The 14,881-nt window shown below is 72.3% G+C and carries 14 protein-coding genes; 6 read left to right on the top strand and 8 right to left on the bottom strand.

Annotated features, from left to right (window positions below; all coding sequences use genetic code 11):
• Positions 1 to 144: 144 nt before the first annotated feature.
• On the bottom strand, positions 145 to 558 hold the full coding sequence (locus K4B79_RS45435) for a rodlin (protein WP_232033338.1): 414 nt from the start codon (positions 556 to 558) through the stop codon (positions 145 to 147).
• 227 nt (positions 559 to 785) lie between these two features.
• On the opposite strand from K4B79_RS45435, the gene K4B79_RS45430 reads away from it, so the two are divergent.
• The 3 genes from K4B79_RS45430 (at position 786) to K4B79_RS45420 (ending at position 2,843) form a co-directional block, all read left to right on the top strand.
• Positions 786 to 1,187, top strand: a complete 402-nt coding sequence (locus K4B79_RS45430; protein ID WP_232033337.1) for a rodlin — start codon at positions 786 to 788, stop codon at positions 1,185 to 1,187.
• A 102-nt stretch (positions 1,188 to 1,289) separates the two neighbouring features.
• Positions 1,290 to 2,306 (top strand): LCP family protein, encoded by a 1,017-nt coding sequence (locus K4B79_RS45425; RefSeq protein ID WP_232033336.1) that lies wholly within the window; start codon positions 1,290 to 1,292, stop codon positions 2,304 to 2,306.
• Between the two features lie 126 nt (positions 2,307 to 2,432).
• Positions 2,433 to 2,843: a rodlin gene (locus K4B79_RS45420; protein ID WP_067445414.1), complete on the top strand. Its 411-nt coding sequence runs from the start codon at positions 2,433 to 2,435 to the stop codon at positions 2,841 to 2,843.
• 77 nt (positions 2,844 to 2,920) lie between these two features.
• Here the strand turns inward: K4B79_RS45420 and K4B79_RS45415 are convergent, their stop codons facing one another.
• On the bottom strand, positions 2,921 to 4,840 hold the full coding sequence (locus tag K4B79_RS45415) for an AMP-dependent synthetase/ligase (RefSeq protein ID WP_232033335.1): 1,920 nt from the start codon (positions 4,838 to 4,840) through the stop codon (positions 2,921 to 2,923).
• A 354-nt stretch (positions 4,841 to 5,194) separates the two neighbouring features.
• On the opposite strand from K4B79_RS45415, the gene K4B79_RS45410 reads away from it, so the two are divergent.
• Entirely contained in the window at positions 5,195 to 6,733 is a 1,539-nt protein-coding gene (locus tag K4B79_RS45410) for a hypothetical protein (protein ID WP_232033334.1), read from the top strand.
• Positions 6,734 to 6,837: 104 nt separating this feature from the next.
• Entirely contained in the window at positions 6,838 to 7,452 is a 615-nt protein-coding gene (locus tag K4B79_RS45405) for a chorismate mutase (RefSeq protein WP_232033333.1), read from the top strand.
• 18 nt (positions 7,453 to 7,470) lie between these two features.
• Here the strand turns inward: K4B79_RS45405 and K4B79_RS45400 are convergent, their stop codons facing one another.
• From K4B79_RS45400 to K4B79_RS45375, 6 genes are read right to left on the bottom strand one after another with little or no spacing between them, the layout of a single operon-like run.
• Positions 7,471 to 8,286 (bottom strand): ABC transporter ATP-binding protein, encoded by an 816-nt coding sequence (locus K4B79_RS45400; protein ID WP_232033332.1) that lies wholly within the window; start codon positions 8,284 to 8,286, stop codon positions 7,471 to 7,473.
• Positions 8,283 to 9,227, bottom strand: coding sequence for an ABC transporter ATP-binding protein (locus K4B79_RS45395; protein WP_232033331.1), 945 nt, complete (start codon positions 9,225 to 9,227; stop codon positions 8,283 to 8,285). Before K4B79_RS45395 ends, K4B79_RS45400 begins: the two co-directional genes overlap by 4 nt.
• The gene (locus tag K4B79_RS45390) at positions 9,228 to 10,070 is read right to left on the bottom strand and encodes an ABC transporter permease (protein ID WP_232033330.1); all 843 of its coding nucleotides are present in this window, start codon (positions 10,068 to 10,070) and stop codon (positions 9,228 to 9,230) included. It lies immediately after the preceding gene.
• Complete coding sequence (locus K4B79_RS45385; RefSeq protein WP_232033329.1) at positions 10,067 to 11,020, bottom strand: ABC transporter permease; 954 nt, start codon at positions 11,018 to 11,020, stop codon at positions 10,067 to 10,069. Before K4B79_RS45385 ends, K4B79_RS45390 begins: the two co-directional genes overlap by 4 nt.
• 5 nt (positions 11,021 to 11,025) lie before the next feature.
• Positions 11,026 to 12,669: an ABC transporter substrate-binding protein gene (locus K4B79_RS45380; RefSeq protein WP_232033328.1), complete on the bottom strand. Its 1,644-nt coding sequence runs from the start codon at positions 12,667 to 12,669 to the stop codon at positions 11,026 to 11,028.
• A gap of 17 nt (positions 12,670 to 12,686) precedes the next feature.
• Positions 12,687 to 13,865, bottom strand: a complete 1,179-nt coding sequence (locus tag K4B79_RS45375; RefSeq protein WP_232033327.1) for a C45 family autoproteolytic acyltransferase/hydolase — start codon at positions 13,863 to 13,865, stop codon at positions 12,687 to 12,689.
• A 107-nt stretch (positions 13,866 to 13,972) separates the two neighbouring features.
• Between K4B79_RS45375 and K4B79_RS45370 the strand changes: the two genes are divergently transcribed.
• Positions 13,973 to 14,878, top strand: a complete 906-nt coding sequence (locus K4B79_RS45370) for a MurR/RpiR family transcriptional regulator (protein ID WP_374208591.1) — start codon at positions 13,973 to 13,975, stop codon at positions 14,876 to 14,878.
• Positions 14,879 to 14,881: the final 3 nt, after the last annotated feature.

Raw genomic sequence — 14,881 nt, 5'->3', positions numbered from 1 at the left:
AACTACGGAACGTGTGTCGCCGGGTAATTCACTCGAACGCCTTGGATGAAACGCCTCATCTGAGTAGCATCAAAGTCAATTGACGGTGTATCAGCACAAAAAAATCGCCCGGACACATGTCCGGGCGATCTTCTTGACGGTGGGTCAGCCGTTCTTCACACCGTTGCCGGCCAGCGCCGAGATGTCGCTCAGGATGTGCGACAGCGGCTCGTCGCCCTTGGCCTGGGTGCTGTTCTCGGCGCACTGCTGGTTCTGCGGGGCCGACAGGACCGGGACGTCCTGGAGGACGCCGACGGCGGCGACGCCGACGAGGCCCTGGAGGTTCGCCTTCGCCGGGAGGCCGACACAGAGCTTGTTGAGCGAGCTCTGGACCAGCGTGGCCTGCGGGCTCATGTCGCCCTTGGTCACCTGGTTGCCGAACGCTCCGTGGGCGCCGTTGCCGCTGGCCGAGTGGGTGCCGTTGTCGTCACCGATGGCAAGCGCCTGGGGGGCAACCGCCGCCGAGGCACCGACGACGGACGCGGCGACCGCCGCCACGGCCATTGCCTTCTTCAGCATTTCGCTTTCCTTTCCCGGAGGGCAGACAAGACGCGCTCTTCCTGCCCTCGCATCAACCGATGCCGCACGGATTGGTTGCGGCGCTTCACCCGTTCGGCCCGTTCACCCCCTGGAATTCAGGAAATCGCCTGTGGGCCATCGGAGTGAATGACAGCAACCAAGCGGGCCCGGAGCAGTTGACCAGAGCGCTCCGGTGGACGGGGTTTCTTCAGAAAGGGACTACTCAAGTGATCAAGAAGGTTCTGGCATCCGCCGCGGTCGCAGCCTCCGTCGTCGGCGCCGCCTCGCCGGCCATGGCCATCGGCAACGACGACGGCACGACGTCCGCCAGCGGCAACGGTGCTTCGCAGTCGTTCGGCAACTCGGCCACCTACGGCAACATGAGCCCGCAGATGGCGCTCATCCAGGGTTCGCTGAACAAGCCCTGCATCGGCCTGCCCGCGAAGGCGAACCTCCAGGGCATCGTCGGTCTCGCCGCCGTCGGCGTCCTCCAGGACGTCCCGATCCTGTCGGCCCCGCAGAACCAGCAGTGTGTCGAGAACTCGACGCAGGCCAAGGGCGACGAGCCGCTGTCGCACATCCTGGACGACATCTCGGCCCTGTCCGGCAACGGCGCCGCCAACCACTGATCCGATCGCACTGCGAGGGCTTCTGAGCCCTGGGGCTGGTTTCTGAGCCCCGGCCAGCGGGCCGCCGAATCCACGGCGGCCCGCTGGCTTACGTTGCGTCGCGTGACGCTGAAGAGAGCCGTTTCGTCCCTGATCGTCCTGACGACGACCACGGCCGCCCTGCTGGGCGCCGCCGCACTCCCGGGCCGCGCACCCGCCCCGCAGGGGATGAACGTCCTGCTGATGGGCACGGACGGCCGGGACACCATCACCGCCGCGGAGAAGCGCGAGTTCCACGCCGGCGGGTTCGCCTGCAACTGCACGGACGTCCTGATGCTCGTCCATGTGTCCGCGCGCCGCGACCGCGTGAGCGTGGTCGGCCTGCCGCGCGACTCCTACGCGGAGATCCCGGCGTACCGCGACGAGGCCGGACGGGAGCGGCCGCCGCGGCCCTCGAAGATCAACGGGGCGTACGCCGCGGGCGGTGCTCCGCTCGCCGTGCGGACCGTCGAGTCGATGACGGGGCTGCGGATCGACCGCTATCTCCAGCTGGACTTCCGGCGGTTCATGGATGCCGTCGACGGGGTCGGCGGGGTGGAGGTGTGCACGGCGCGCCGGCTCAAGGACAAGACGACCAAGCTCGATCTGAAGCCGGGCCGGCATCGGCTCGGTGGCGGGCGGGCGCTGCAGTACGTGCGCTCGCGGAAGACGGACCGCAGTGCCGATCTCGGGCGGATCCAGCGTCAGCAGCGGTTCCTGGTGGCCGCGTTGCGCGGGGTGCGGGGCGAGAGGCTGCTCGCCGATCCGGTGGCGGCGGGCCGTGTGATGAGGACGCTGCTGGGGTCCGGGCGCGTCGAGCAGGGTTTCTCGGCCGTGGAGCTGGTGGAGCTGGCGGCGGCGCTGGACCGGGTGCCGGCCGAGGCGACCGAGTTCGCCACGGTGCCGATCGCCGGGTTCCGTCCGATCAGGCCCGACATCGGGTCGACGCTGGCCTGGGACCGCGAGAAGGCGGACGCGATGTTCGCGAGGCTGCGCGAGGACCGGCCGCTGATCAGTGCGGGAGCGGATCCGAAACCGCTCGATCCACCGCGTTTCACGTACTCCGTCACGGTGCGGGGAAGCGCCTACGCGTGCCCGTGAGGGGCGCTCGGGCGGCGGGGGAAGTGCGCTGCGCCAATCGGGGCAAAGAGCGCAACCCCGGCGGGGGTTCGGCCGTTGACGATCATGCAGCTCCTCCCCGGAGTCCGCTTTTCGAAGGGAATGAACATGAAGAAGCTGTGGGCTACCGCGGCTATCGCCGCTTCCGTCGCCGGCGTCTCGGCTGCGGCCGCCCCCCAGGCTCTTGCCATCGGTGACGACAACGGCACCACCTCCGCGAGCGGCAACGGCGCCTCGCAGGAGTTCGGCAACTCGGCCACGTTCGGCGACATGAGCCCGCAGCTCTCGCTGGTCCAGGGTTCGCTGAACAAGCCCTGTGTCGGTCTGCCGGCCAAGCTGAACCTCCAGGGCCTCGTCGGCGTCGCCGCCGTCGGCGTCCTCCAGGACGTGCCGATCCTGTCGGCCCCGCAGAACCAGCAGTGTGTCGAGAACTCGACGCAGGCCAAGGGCGACGAGCCGCTGTCGCACATCCTGGACGACATCTCGGCCCTGTCCGGCAACGGCGCCGCCAACGGCTGAGCCTGAAGCCCCACCGCTGCGGCGGGTCACCGGTTTCCCCGGTGGCCCGCCGTTTCGCGTGTCCGGGTGGCGGGATGTCACTTGCGGTAGATGGCCTCGATCTCCGCCGCGTACGCCGTCGTCACCCGATGGCGTTTGACCTTCAGGGACGGGGTGAGCATGCCGTTGTCCTCGGTGAACTCGCCCTCGACCAGGGTGAAGGCGCGGATGGACTCGGCGCGTGAGACGGCCTGGTTGGCGTAGTCGACGGCCCTTTGGACGTCGGCGCGCATGCGGGGGTCCGTGACGATGTCGGCCATCGGGGTGTCGGCGGGCAGTTTGCGGACCGCCAGCCAGTGGGCGACCGCCTCGGGGTCGAGGGTGATCAGGGCCGCGACGAAGGGGCGGTTGTCGCCGACGACGAGGCACTGGCCGACGGGGGAACGGCTGCGCAGACGGTCCTCCAGGACGGCCGGGGAGACGTTCTTGCCGCCGGAGGTGACGAGGATGTCCTTCTTGCGGCCGGTGATGGTGAGGTAGCCGTCCTCGTCGAGGGCGCCGAGGTCGCCGGTGGCGAACCAGTCGTCGGTGAGGACGGCGTCCGTGGCCTCGGGGTTGTTCCAGTAGGCGCCGAAGACGATGCCGCCCCTGACGAGGACCTCGCCGTCGTCGGCGATGCGGATCGCGGTGCCGGGGACGGGCCGGCCGACCGTGCCGGGGCGGGGGCCGAGGGGCGGGACGATGGTGGCGGCGGCGGTGGTCTCGGTCAGGCCGTAGCCCTCGTAGACGATGATTCCGGCGGCGTAGAAGAAGAGGCTGAGGTTGCGGTCGAGGGGGGAGCCGCCGCTGATGGCGTAGCGCATGCGACCGCCGAGTTCCCTGCGGACGCGGCGGTAGACCAGGAGGTCGTACAGGGCCCAGGCGGCGTAGAGGCCGGGGCCCGGGCCCTTGGAGCGGTCGAGGAACCTGTTCAGGTACTCCTCGCCGAAGCGGACGGCGATGCGGTCGGCGCGGTCGAAGGAGGAGCCGCGGCCCATCTTCTCGGCGGTGGCGCGGCCGGTGGCGTGGATCTTCTCGAAGAGGTACGGGACGCCGACCAGGAAGGTCGGGCGGAACTCCTTGAGCGCCGGGCGCAGTTCGTCGGGCTTGATGCTCGGGCAGTGGCCGATCTCGATGCGGGCCATCAGGCAGGCGATCTGGAGGGCGCGGCCCATGATGTGGGCGAGCGGCAGGAAGAGCAGGGTCGAGGCGACCAGGCCGGTGACCTCCTGGAAGATCGGGTGGAGCAGCTCGACGGTGTTGGCGGCCTGGGCGTGCAGGTTGGTGTGGGTGAGGACGCAGCCCTTGGGCCGGCCGGTGGTGCCGGAGGTGTAGCAGATCGTGGCGATGGTGTCCGGGGTGAGGGCGGCGCGCCGCTTGGTGACCTCCTCGTCGGGGATGTCGCGGCCGAGGGCGGTGAGTTCGGTGAGGGCGTCCGCCTCCAGTTCCCAGACGCGGGGCGGTTCCTGGTGGCCGGCGGTCCCCCTGGTCACCGTCTCGGTGTTCTCGGCGTTCTCCGTGACGACGTGCCGGGCGCCGGAGTCGCGGACGATCCACTCGACCTGGTCGGCGGAGGAGGTGGCGTAGACGGGGACCGTCTGGCCGCCCGCCGCCCAGATCGCGAAGTCCAGGACCGTCCACTCGTAGCGGGTGCGGGACATCACGGCGACCCGGCCGCCGGGTTCGAGTCCCGCGGCGATGAGCCCCTTGGCCACGGCGGTGACCTCGCGGGCGAAGGCGGCGGCGGTGACCGGCTGCCAGGTGTCCGCGCGTTTGCGGCGCAGGACCACGGCGTCCGGGGCCTCGGCCGCGTTGGTGAAGGGCAGGTCGGCGATGCTGCCGGTGGCCAGGGGCGGAGCCAGGGCCGGGGCGCTCGCCTCTCGGACGACGCCGGCCTCGTCCCTGACGACCTCGACCTGGGCGCGGGCGGCCAGGTCGGTGCGCTGTTTCGCGCGTTTCAGATCCTTGCGTACGCCCATGACGGCTCCCGGTCGCGTTCGGGCTGACGTGTTGCCGTGCTCACCACTGTTCTTACTGGGGAGTCAACTTACTGATGCGTAGCCAGAATTCAATGGTCCCGGCGTATTCCTCTCGCTCCGGCCGACCGGAGTCAAGGTCCGCGGGGCGCGGTCCGATGACTGGAGCATGACGACGACGCACTCCCCCGCGCATCCGACCACCTCCCCTCCCCCGCCGATGCCGACGCCTGATTCCGCGCCCCTCGCGGGCCGGTGGCCGCGGCTCGCGGTGTGGCTGGTGCCCGCGGTGGTCGTGGTGTTCGCCGGGTTCGAGCGGCGGTGGATGTCCGACGACGCCTACACTACGTACGGACCGTGCGGCAGGTGCTGGCGGGGAACGGGCCCGTGTTCAACGCCGGTGAGCGGGTGGAGTCGTCGACGGGGACGCTGTGGCAGTGGCTGCTGGTGGCGGCCGGGGCGGTGGGGGCGGATCCGGTGTCGGCGGCGGTGTACGGCGGGCTGGCGCTGACCGGGGCCGGGTTCGCGCTGGCGGGGCTCGGGGCGCTGCGGCTGCACGGCGGGCGGGTCGCCGTACCGCTGGGGTCGCCGCTGTTGCTCGGGCTGCCGCCGGTGTGGGACTTCGCCACCTCGGGGCTGGAGACGGGGCTGCTCACCTGCTGGATCGCGGGGGCGTGGCTGGCGCTCGTGGCCCGGCCCCGGTCGCTCGCGACCTCGGTCCTCCTCGGGCTCGGTCCGCTGGTACGGCCCGATCTGGGGCTGGTCTCGGTGGTGTTCCTGGGGGCGCAGTGGCTGCTGGTGCGGCCCTCGTGGCGGGGCGTGCTCGCGGGGGCCGGGGCGGCGGGGGCGCTGCCGGCGGCGTACGAGGTGTTCCGGGCCGGGTATTACGGGCACCTGGTGCCGCTGCCCGCCGTGACGAAGGAGGCCTCGGGGAGTCTGTGGGGGCGAGGAGTCGGGTATCTCGCGGATCTGGTGCTCACCTATGCGCTGTGGGTGCCCGCGATGGTCGTGGTCGTCGTCGCCGTGGTGCTGGTGCTGGTGCGGGGTGGCGGGCCGGGCCGTGTGGCGGGACCGGCGCTCGTCCCTGCGCTCGCGCCCGTCGTCGCCGGGGTGTTGTGCTGGGTGTACGTCGTGAAGGTCGGCGGGGACTTCATGCACGGGCGGATGCTGCTGCCGGGGCTGCTGCTGATGCTGCTGCCCGTGTTCGTGGTGCCGGTGTCACGGGTCGGGGTGTGCGCGGCGCTCGCGGTCGGCGCGTGGGCGGTGGTGAGCGCCGGGTGGCTGCGGGTGCCGTACGAAGGGGGAATCGGGCCGGCCGGGATCGCCGACGAACGCGGGGTGTACGTACGGCAGAACGCGGACCCGTATCCGGTGCACCACACCTTCGCCGGGTCGCCGTACCACCGCCGGTACCTGCGGGAGGTACGGGAGGCCGCGCGGTCGGGGGCACCGAGGCTGCTGTTCGGCGGGAGCGGTCCGCGCACCACCGCCGACTCCCCCTCGGTGACCGCCAGTTATGTGGTGCTCGGGCTCAACGGGGCCGCCGTGCCCCTGGCCGGGGCCGCGCTCGACCCGATCGGGCTGGCCCATCCGCTGGCCGCGCACTCGGAGCGGATCGAGGGCGGCCGGGTGGGGCACGACAAGTGGCTGCCGGCCGCCTGGCTGGCCGCCGACCGCGGGGTGCCGGCCGATCCGCCGCCCGGGACCGACCCGGCGCGGATCGACGCGGCCCGGCGCGCCCTGCGTTGCGGGGCGCTCGCCGAGCTGCGGGCGGCGACCCGGGATCCGCTCACGCCGGGGCGGTTCGTGCGCAATGTTGCGGGGGCGTGGGAGCGTACGGCGTTCCGCTTTCCGAACGATCCGGTGGTGGCCGAGCGGAAGGTATGCGGACGGTAAGTTTCCGAGGGCCTGTGGGCGGGTGCCGGGGTCCGTGTCGGTACGTTGATCAACGGCGCGGGGTCGTGGCCCGGCGCCCCCACCCCCCCCTGGAAGGAAAGCCTGTGCGCCCCCAACGCCTTCGCCCCGTCCTGATCGCCGTGTGTGCCACGGCGGTCGTCACCCTCACCGGTGCCGTCCCGGCCGTCGCCGCGACCGCGCCCGCGCCGGCTCCCGTGCGGGCGGCGGCCGTCGCCCCCGGACTCACGCCGCTCACCGATCTGTTCGCGCAGCGGCTGCTGCTGGCCGACAAGGTGGCGGCCGCCAAGTACGGCACGGACAAGCCGATCGACGATCCGGTGCGGGAGCAGCAGATCCTGGACGATGTCGCCGCGCGGGCCGTGGGGCTGGGGCTGGATCCCGCGGCTGTGCAGGCGGTGTTCCGGGATCAGATCGAGGCGAACAAGGTGGTGCAGCGGGGGTTGTACGCGCGGTGGGACGCGCATCCCTCGGAGCGGCCCACGGAGCGGCCGGACCTGGTGAAGGAGGTTCGGCCGCAGTTGGATCGGATCACCACCCAGGTGCTGGAGCAGCTGGAGCGGACGCAGGGGGTGCGGGACAGGAACTCGTGTGAGCCTCGGCTGGCCGTGGCCTCGGTACGGTCCGCCTTCGGGTACCGGCTGGACGCGCTGCACCTGGAGGGGCTGGCTCGGGCGGTGTCGTCCGTCTGCTCCGGGTAGCGCACGCGCGGTGCCGTCTCATGGCGTGAGTGCCCCGCGGGCCTCGACCGCCGTGGCCGGGTCCCAGCCCTCGCCCGGTACGGCGGCCAGCAGCAGCCGGGTGTAGGGGTGGGCCGGGTCGGTCAGGACCTGCTGGGTGGGGCCCTGTTCGACGGCCCGGCCCTGCCGCATGACCAGAACGTCGTCGGTGATGTGCTGGACGACGGCCAGGTCGTGGCTGACGAAGACGAGGGCGACGCCGGTGTCGCGGCGGATCTCGTCGAGGAGATGGAGGACCTGCGCCTGGATCGACACGTCCAGCGCGGCGACGGCCTCGTCGAGGACCAGCACGCGGGGGTCGACGGCCAGGGCCCGGGCGATCGCCAGGCGTTGGCGCTGACCACCCGAGAGAAGGCGCGGGCGGGCGTCGGCCTCCCGCTCGCCCAGGCCGACCCGGTCCAGGAGGTCGGCGGCCAGTGACTCGTCGCGGCCGTGCAGGCGCAGGGCGGTGCGCAGGCACTGGGCGGAGGTCAGGCGCGGGTCGAGGGAGACGTACGGGTCCTGGAAGACCATCTGGATCTCGCGGGCGCGGGCGAGGCGGGCGGCCCTGCGGCGCGGGGTGCCGTACGCGCGCGGGCGGCCGTCGACGGTGATGGTGCCGGAGTCGGGGCGGACCAGGCCGACGAGCATGCGGGCCACCGTCGTCTTGCCGGAGCCGGACTCGCCGACGATGCCGAGGGAGCCGCCATGGGGCACGGTGAAGGAGATGTCGTCGGCGGCGGTGAGGCGGCCGCGGCCGGGTAGCGGATAGGTCCTGCGCAGTCGGTCGACGGCGAGCAGGGGGCTGTCGGTCATGGGGTGCTCCTCGCGGCGGTGACCGGTGTGCGTCGGCAGGCCGCCGCTCCCCCGTCCGGCAGCGTCAGCGGTTCCGGGCGCCAGGTCTCGCAGGGCGCCTCGGCGTCGGGGCAGCGGGGGGCGAACGGGCAGCCGGGGAAGGTGTCGTACAGGGACGGCGGGCGGCCCGGTATGGGGCGCAGGGTTCCCGAGGTCTCGCCGAGGGTGGGCGAACAGGAGAGCAGGCCGCGGGTGTAGGGGTGGGCGGGGGTCGTGAAGAGGGCCTTGGCGGTGCGTTCCTCGGCGATGCGGCCCGCGTACATGACGTACACGCGGTCGCAGTAGGCGGCGGCCAGGTGCAGATCGTGGGTGATGAAGAGCAGCCCGGCGTCCTGTTCGGCGCGCAGGGTGCGCAGCAGGGCGAGGATTTCGGCCTGGGTGGTGACGTCGAGGGCGCTGGTGGCCTCGTCGGCGAGGAGGAGCCGGGGGCGGACGGCCAGCGCGCCGGCGATGATCACGCGTTGAAGCATGCCGCCGGAGAGCTCGTGCGGGCGCCGGCGCAGGCGGTGCTCCGGGTCCGACAGGCCCACGGCGGCCAGGAGTTCGGTGGCCCGCGCGCGGTCCGCACCCCGCTCGCGGAGGAAGTCGCCGATCCGGCGTACGGGGTTGAGGGCGGCGCGGGGATCCTGGTGGATCATCGCGACGGTGCTCGCGCGGTGGCGGCGCAGGGCCTCGCCGGTGAGGGCGAGGATGTCGGTGTCGTCCACGCGAACCTCGCCCGAGGCGCGTGCCCCGGCCGGGAGCAGGCCGAGGGCCGCCTTGGCCGTGGTCGACTTGCCGGAGCCGGACTCGCCGACCAGGCCGACGACCTCGCCGGGCGCGATGCGCAGGCTGACGTCGTCGAGGACCGGGCGGGCGGTGTCCGGGAGGTGGACCGTGAGGTGGTCGAGGGTGAGGAGCATCTAGGACTGCCTTCCGAGCCGGTCGGCGGCCCGGACTCCGACGACGTTGAAGGAGACGACGACCGCGGCGATGGCCGTGCCGGGGACGAGGGCGGGCAGCAGCGCGCCCTGGACGATGGCAGCCTGACCCTCCTGAACCATCAACCCCCAGTCCGAGCTGGGGGGTTGGGCGCCGAAGCCGAGGTAGGAGAGGGTGGCGAGGGACATCAGGGCCTCGCCGAAGAGGACGACCAGATAGCCGGTGACGGCCCGGGCGAGGTTCGGGACGAGGTGCATCGCGCAGATGCGGGCGCCGCCCATGCCCTGGACGCGGTAGGCGTCGACGTAGGGCTTGCGGGCCTCCGAAAGGGCCAGGGAGCGCGTGTACTTGGCGACCGTGGGGGTGTAGGCGAGGCCCAGAGCCAGGACGGAGGTCGTCATGCCGGTGCCGAAGACCGCGATGATCAGGACGGTGAACAGCAGGCCGGGGAAGGCGTACATGACGTCCGTGGCCCGGGAGACCAGGGCGTCCGTCCAGCCGCCCCGCCAGGCGGCCAACACTCCGAGGCTGACGCCGAGCAGCGCGGCCACGGCCAGCAGCAGGACGGGGGCGATCAGGCTGGTGCGGGCGCCGTACAGGACGCGGGAGAGCAGGTCCTGGCCGGATGAGTCGGTGCCCAGGAGGTGGTCGCCGGTGGTGCCGGCGAGGGAGGCCGACAGGTCGATGGCGTCCGGGGCGTAGGGGGCCAGGAGCGGGGCCAGGACGGCCGCCAGGACCACCAGGGCGAGGAAGCCGGCGGCGACCGTGGCACCGACGGGACGGCGGGGTCGTACCCGGACGGGGGTGAGGGCGAGCGCGGTCATGCGGTGCGGGCCTCCTCGCGGACGCGTGGGTCGAGGAGCGGGTGGACCAGGTCGACGAGGGTGGTGACGACGACGTAACCCGTGACCATGAGCAGCAGGACGGCCTGGGCGACCGGGAAGTCGTGGGTGTTGATCGCGCCGACCAGCAGGGAGCCGATGCCGCTGATGCCGAAGGCGGTCTCGACGACGACCGTGCCGGCGAGCATGCCCGCCATGACCAGGCCGCACATGGTGACGATGGGGCCGAGGGCGTTGCGGAAGACGTGGTGGCGGATGATCTCGCGTTCCGGGATGCCGGAGGCGCGGGCCGCCTCGACGTGGTCGGAGGCCGCCGCGTCCGCCATGGCCTGCCGGGTGACCCTGCTGATCAGGGCGAGGGCGCCGAGGGCCAGGGAGAGCGCGGGCAGGGTGAGGTGATGCAGGGTGCCGGTGAATCCGCTGCCGGTGCCGGTCACCGGGAACCAGCCCAGCTGCACCCCGAAGAGCGAGACCAGGGCGATCGCGGCCACGAAGGAGGGCACGGACGCGGCCAGTGTCGTCCCGCCGACGACCGCCGAGTCCACCCACGTGGACTGCCGGCCCGCGGCCAGGATCCCCGCGCCGACGCCGAGGACGACGAACAACACCGTCGCGTAGGCGACGAGTTCGAGGGTGGTGGCCAGGCGGGAGGTGATCAGGTCGGCCACCTGGTCGCCGTACTTGAAGGAGCGGCCGAGGTCGAGGTGGAGGCAGTCGCCGAGCCAGCGGCCGTACTGGACGACCAGCGGTTCGTCGAGGTGGTACTGGGCGCGGACGGCCGCGAGGCGTTCGGGGGTGAGTTTGTCGCGGCCGCCGGCCAGGAAGACGGCGGGGTCGCCGGGGGCCGCGTACACGGCGGCGAAGATGACGAAGGACGCGGCGAGGAGGGTGGCGAGGAAGCCGGCCAGGCGGCGGGCGAAGCGGGCGGCCATGGCGGTCAGCCCTTCTTCGCGCCGAGGTCGGCCGCCCACGGGTAGTAGAGGTACGCCTGGGAGGCGGGCGCGCCGGTCAGCTCGTCGTTCAGGACGAGGACCGAGGGAACCTGGGCGACGGGGATCCAGACCGCCGCGTCGGCGAAGCGCTTCTGGATGTCGATGGTGAGCGAGGCGCGTTCGGTGTCGTCCAGGGTGGACAGGGCCTGCTCGACCTTGCGGTCGTAGGTGGCGTCCTCGAAGCCGACCCAGTTGTTGGAGGAGTCGGACAGGCCGTTGTCGTAGAAGCCCATGGGGTCGGACTTGGAGATGTACCAGTCGCCGGCGAGGACGTCGATGCCGGCGCGGGCCTGCGGGTCGCTGTAGAACTCCTCGAACCGGGTCGTCGGGACGGTCTTGACGGTGCCCTTGAGGCCGATGCGCTGGAGGGCGGCGCGTACGGCGTTGGCGACGACGGTACGGCCCTGACTGGCGTCCGTGCCGATGACTATGGGCTCGGTCGGAGCGCCCGCCTCCGTCACCAGCTTCTTGGCCTCGGTGAGGTCCTCGGCGCTCGGGGAGGCGGGCGCGGTGGCCGCCAACTCCTTCTGGGCGGCGCTGAATTCCGCCTTCGCGTAGCCCCAGGAACCGGAGCCGACCGGGGTCGCCCAGGGTTCGACCATGCCGCCGTAGCCGGACCTGGCGATGCCCGCGCGGTCGAGGGCGAGGGAGAGGGCGCGGCGGATCCTGGGGTCCGTCAGGCCGCCGCGGTCGGTGGGGATGAGGTCGAGGGTGGCGGTGGAGGGGCCGTAGTACTGGGCGAGGCCCTTGGTGCCGCGCAGGGCGGCGGCGGTGTTGGGCGACTCGGCGAAGGTGCCGTCGGCGGCGCCGGTCTTCAGGGCGTTGACCAGGGCGCTGTCGGAGGCCCAGCGGAAGACGAGTTCGCGGGTCAGGGGCTTCTCGCCCCAGTAGCCGTCGTAGGCGCGGATGGTGATCGAGTCGCCGGACTTCCAGTTCGTCAGCCGGTACGGGCCCGAGCAGGCGTCGCCCTGGCCGGGGGTGCCGAAGTCCTGGCCCGCCTTCTCGACCTGTTCCTTGTTCCAGACAATGCCGGCGTCGCCCGCGAGGGCCTTGGTGAACAGGGCGTCGGGGGTCTTGAAGCGGACGGTGATCTGGTGGGCGCCGGTCTTGGTCAGGGAGGTGACGTTGGTGAACTCGTCGCTCTGTTCCATGTCCGGGTCGGCGTGGCGCTTCAGGCTCCACAGGACGTCGTCGGCGGTGAGCTGGGAGCCGTCGTGGAAGGTGACGCCCTGCCTGATGGAGAGAACGAGCGTCTTGTCGTCGGGGGTCGTCGCCTTCTCGGCGAGGAACGGCTCGACCGTCATGTCCGGCTGGAGCTGGTAGAGGCGCTCGCAGACGTTGGTGAGGACGACCCGGCCCGCGCTGCTGCCCTGGGTGTCGAGGTCGAGGGAGTCGGGCTCGTCCTCCAGGAGCCAGTCCACCTTGGCTACGGCGCCCTGGGCGGCGGGGGTGGTCGGGGTGAGCCGGAGCTTCGCGGCGTCGACCGTCTCGCCGGTGCCGGCCGTGGTGTCGGCGCCGCTGCAGGCCGCCGTGAGCAGTCCGGTGGCGACGAGGACGCCGGCCACCGCCGTCCGCCTGTTTCTGTTCATGTGCGTGAACTCCTGTGTCAGTTACGGCTGTTGTCGTCGCCGTGCGGGCCGTCGTAGAGGTTCCAGGGCAGGTGCTGGTAGTCGCGGTCGCAGGGGGTGCCCGCGGTCACGTGGTAGTCGCCGGTGGTCAGGTCGACGCAGGAGGAGACGAGGGTGGTCCAGTGCTCCACGGCGGGTCTGCGCGGGTCGGGGTGGGTGCACAGGGACTCGGGCAGGCCCAGGTGGTCGGACATGGCCTGCTTGATCAGCTTGCGGGACTCGTCGGGGCCGGTGGAGCCGCGCAGGGCGCGCAGGCCCTGTTCGGCGCGTGGGACGCGGACCAGGGAGTCCGGGGACAGGGGGCGGTAGTCGGCGGCGATCGCCGCCGGGACCCCGGCCTGGTAGTGGTTGCCGTGCACGAGCAGGCCGTCGGCCGGATACAGCCAGCCGTGTCCGGCGGGTGTGGTCTCCAGGTCGACGGCGTAGCCCTCGCGGCAGGTGAGCAGGGCGTTGGAGGCGATGTGGGCGCGGGTGCGGCACAGCACGTCGAGGGCGTCGGTGATGGCGGACTGGTCCAGGACGGCGCGGCGCACGACGGTCTGCGGCAGGCCGACCGCGTCGCTGAAGCGGCCGCCGAGGCCGTTGGCATTGAGCGCGATCCCGGCGGAGCTGGCGCCCTGGCGGCCCACCTGGCCGGCCTCGACCTGCATGATCAGGGTGGGGGCGGGCGGCTGGACGATCCGCAGCATCACGACGGTGTCGGCGACCCCGGCCCGCCAGTCCCAGTTCTGGCCCGCCCACACGTGGCCGTCGCCGCTGGCGGGGCCGTAGGCGGCGAAGGACGTGCAGCCCTCGGCGGGCTCCTCGACGCGCCCGCCCGAGGGGTCCGGCGAGGTGTCCATGGCCGCGAAGGAGTTGTCGTAGAGGACCTCGCCGCGGGCGTTGAGCGCCAGCGCGTCGAGGAGCCGTACGCCGGCGCCTTCGGCGATGCCCCGCATCTCCTCCAGCAGGTGGGGGGCGTACGAGCCGACCGGCTCGCGCCAGCGGGCGGCGCGGGCGGTGACCTGGTCCCAGGTCAGGCCGGTGGAGTGGCCGAAGGCCTGCTCGTAGTAGGCGAGCGCGGCGCGCAGCTGGGGGCGCACGGCCTCGCCGTACTGGCGGCCGCGGTCGCGCGGGGCGCCGGAGATCTCGACCAGGGGCAGGGAGGGGGGTGCCATTCTTCTCCTCGACACGGGAGGCTTGTAACGTTGGTTACGAGAAGCTCTCCACTTGGAATGCATTGCCCAGGAGAGTAACGGCCGTCACAAGGAAGTCAATGTCTGTAATGGAAATTCCAGATCACGGGGACCTCGGCGAGGGTGTGACCCGGCTGCGGGCGGCTGTGCGCGATCACTGGGAGAGCCTCTCCGCGTCCGAGCGCGCGGTGGCCCAGTACCTGGTCAGCGCCCCCGTGGAGCAGCTGCTCTTCGCCGGCGCCCAGGAGCTGGGCACGGCGAGCGGCACCAGCAACGCCACGGTCGTGCGCGCGCTCCAGCGCCTCGGGTACGCCGGACTGCCCGCCCTCAAGCGGGAACTCGCGGCCGGGTTCACCTCCTCCGTGGCCCCCGAGGTGCGGCTGAAGCAGCGGATCGCCCATGTGGGGCGGGACCTGGAGGGCATCTGGGGCGAGGTGATCGACGAGGCCCGCGAGCGCATCGAGCAGACCAGGCGGCTGACCGAGCCCGGCGTGCTGCGGGAGGCGGTGGCGGCGCTCGCGGACGCCGGGGAGATCCACTGCTTCGGGATCGCCGCCTCGGAACCGGCCGCCCGGCACCTGGCGTTGTCGCTGGGCCGGATCGGACGCCGGGCGCGGTTCGCGGGGGCGACCGGGTTCGCCCTCGCCGACCATCTGCTGGCGTTGCGGCAGGGGGACGGGGTGGTGATCTTCCAGCCCGGGCGGGCGCTCACCGAGTTGACCGTGCTGGTGGAGCGGGCCCGGGCGGTGGGGGCCCGGGTGGTGCTGGTCACCGATGAACTGGCGGAGGAGTTCGGGGACCGGGTGGACGCGGTGCTCACCGCGCCGCACACACCCACCGGGATCACCTCGGAGGCGCTCACGGCGCTGGTGGTGGCCGATGTGCTGTTGCTGGCACTGACCGCGTTGGACGAGACGCGGGCGGTGGACACCTCGCATCAACTCACGGTGCTGCGGGAGCAGTTGCTCGCACCCAAGGGGGCGCGTAAGAGCTGAGCC

The organism is Streptomyces lincolnensis, from assembly GCF_021173675.1.
GTDB classification, from domain to species: Bacteria; Actinomycetota; Actinomycetes; order Streptomycetales; family Streptomycetaceae; genus Streptomyces; species Streptomyces lincolnensis_B.
This window is presented reverse-complemented; position numbering and strand designations above follow the sequence as displayed.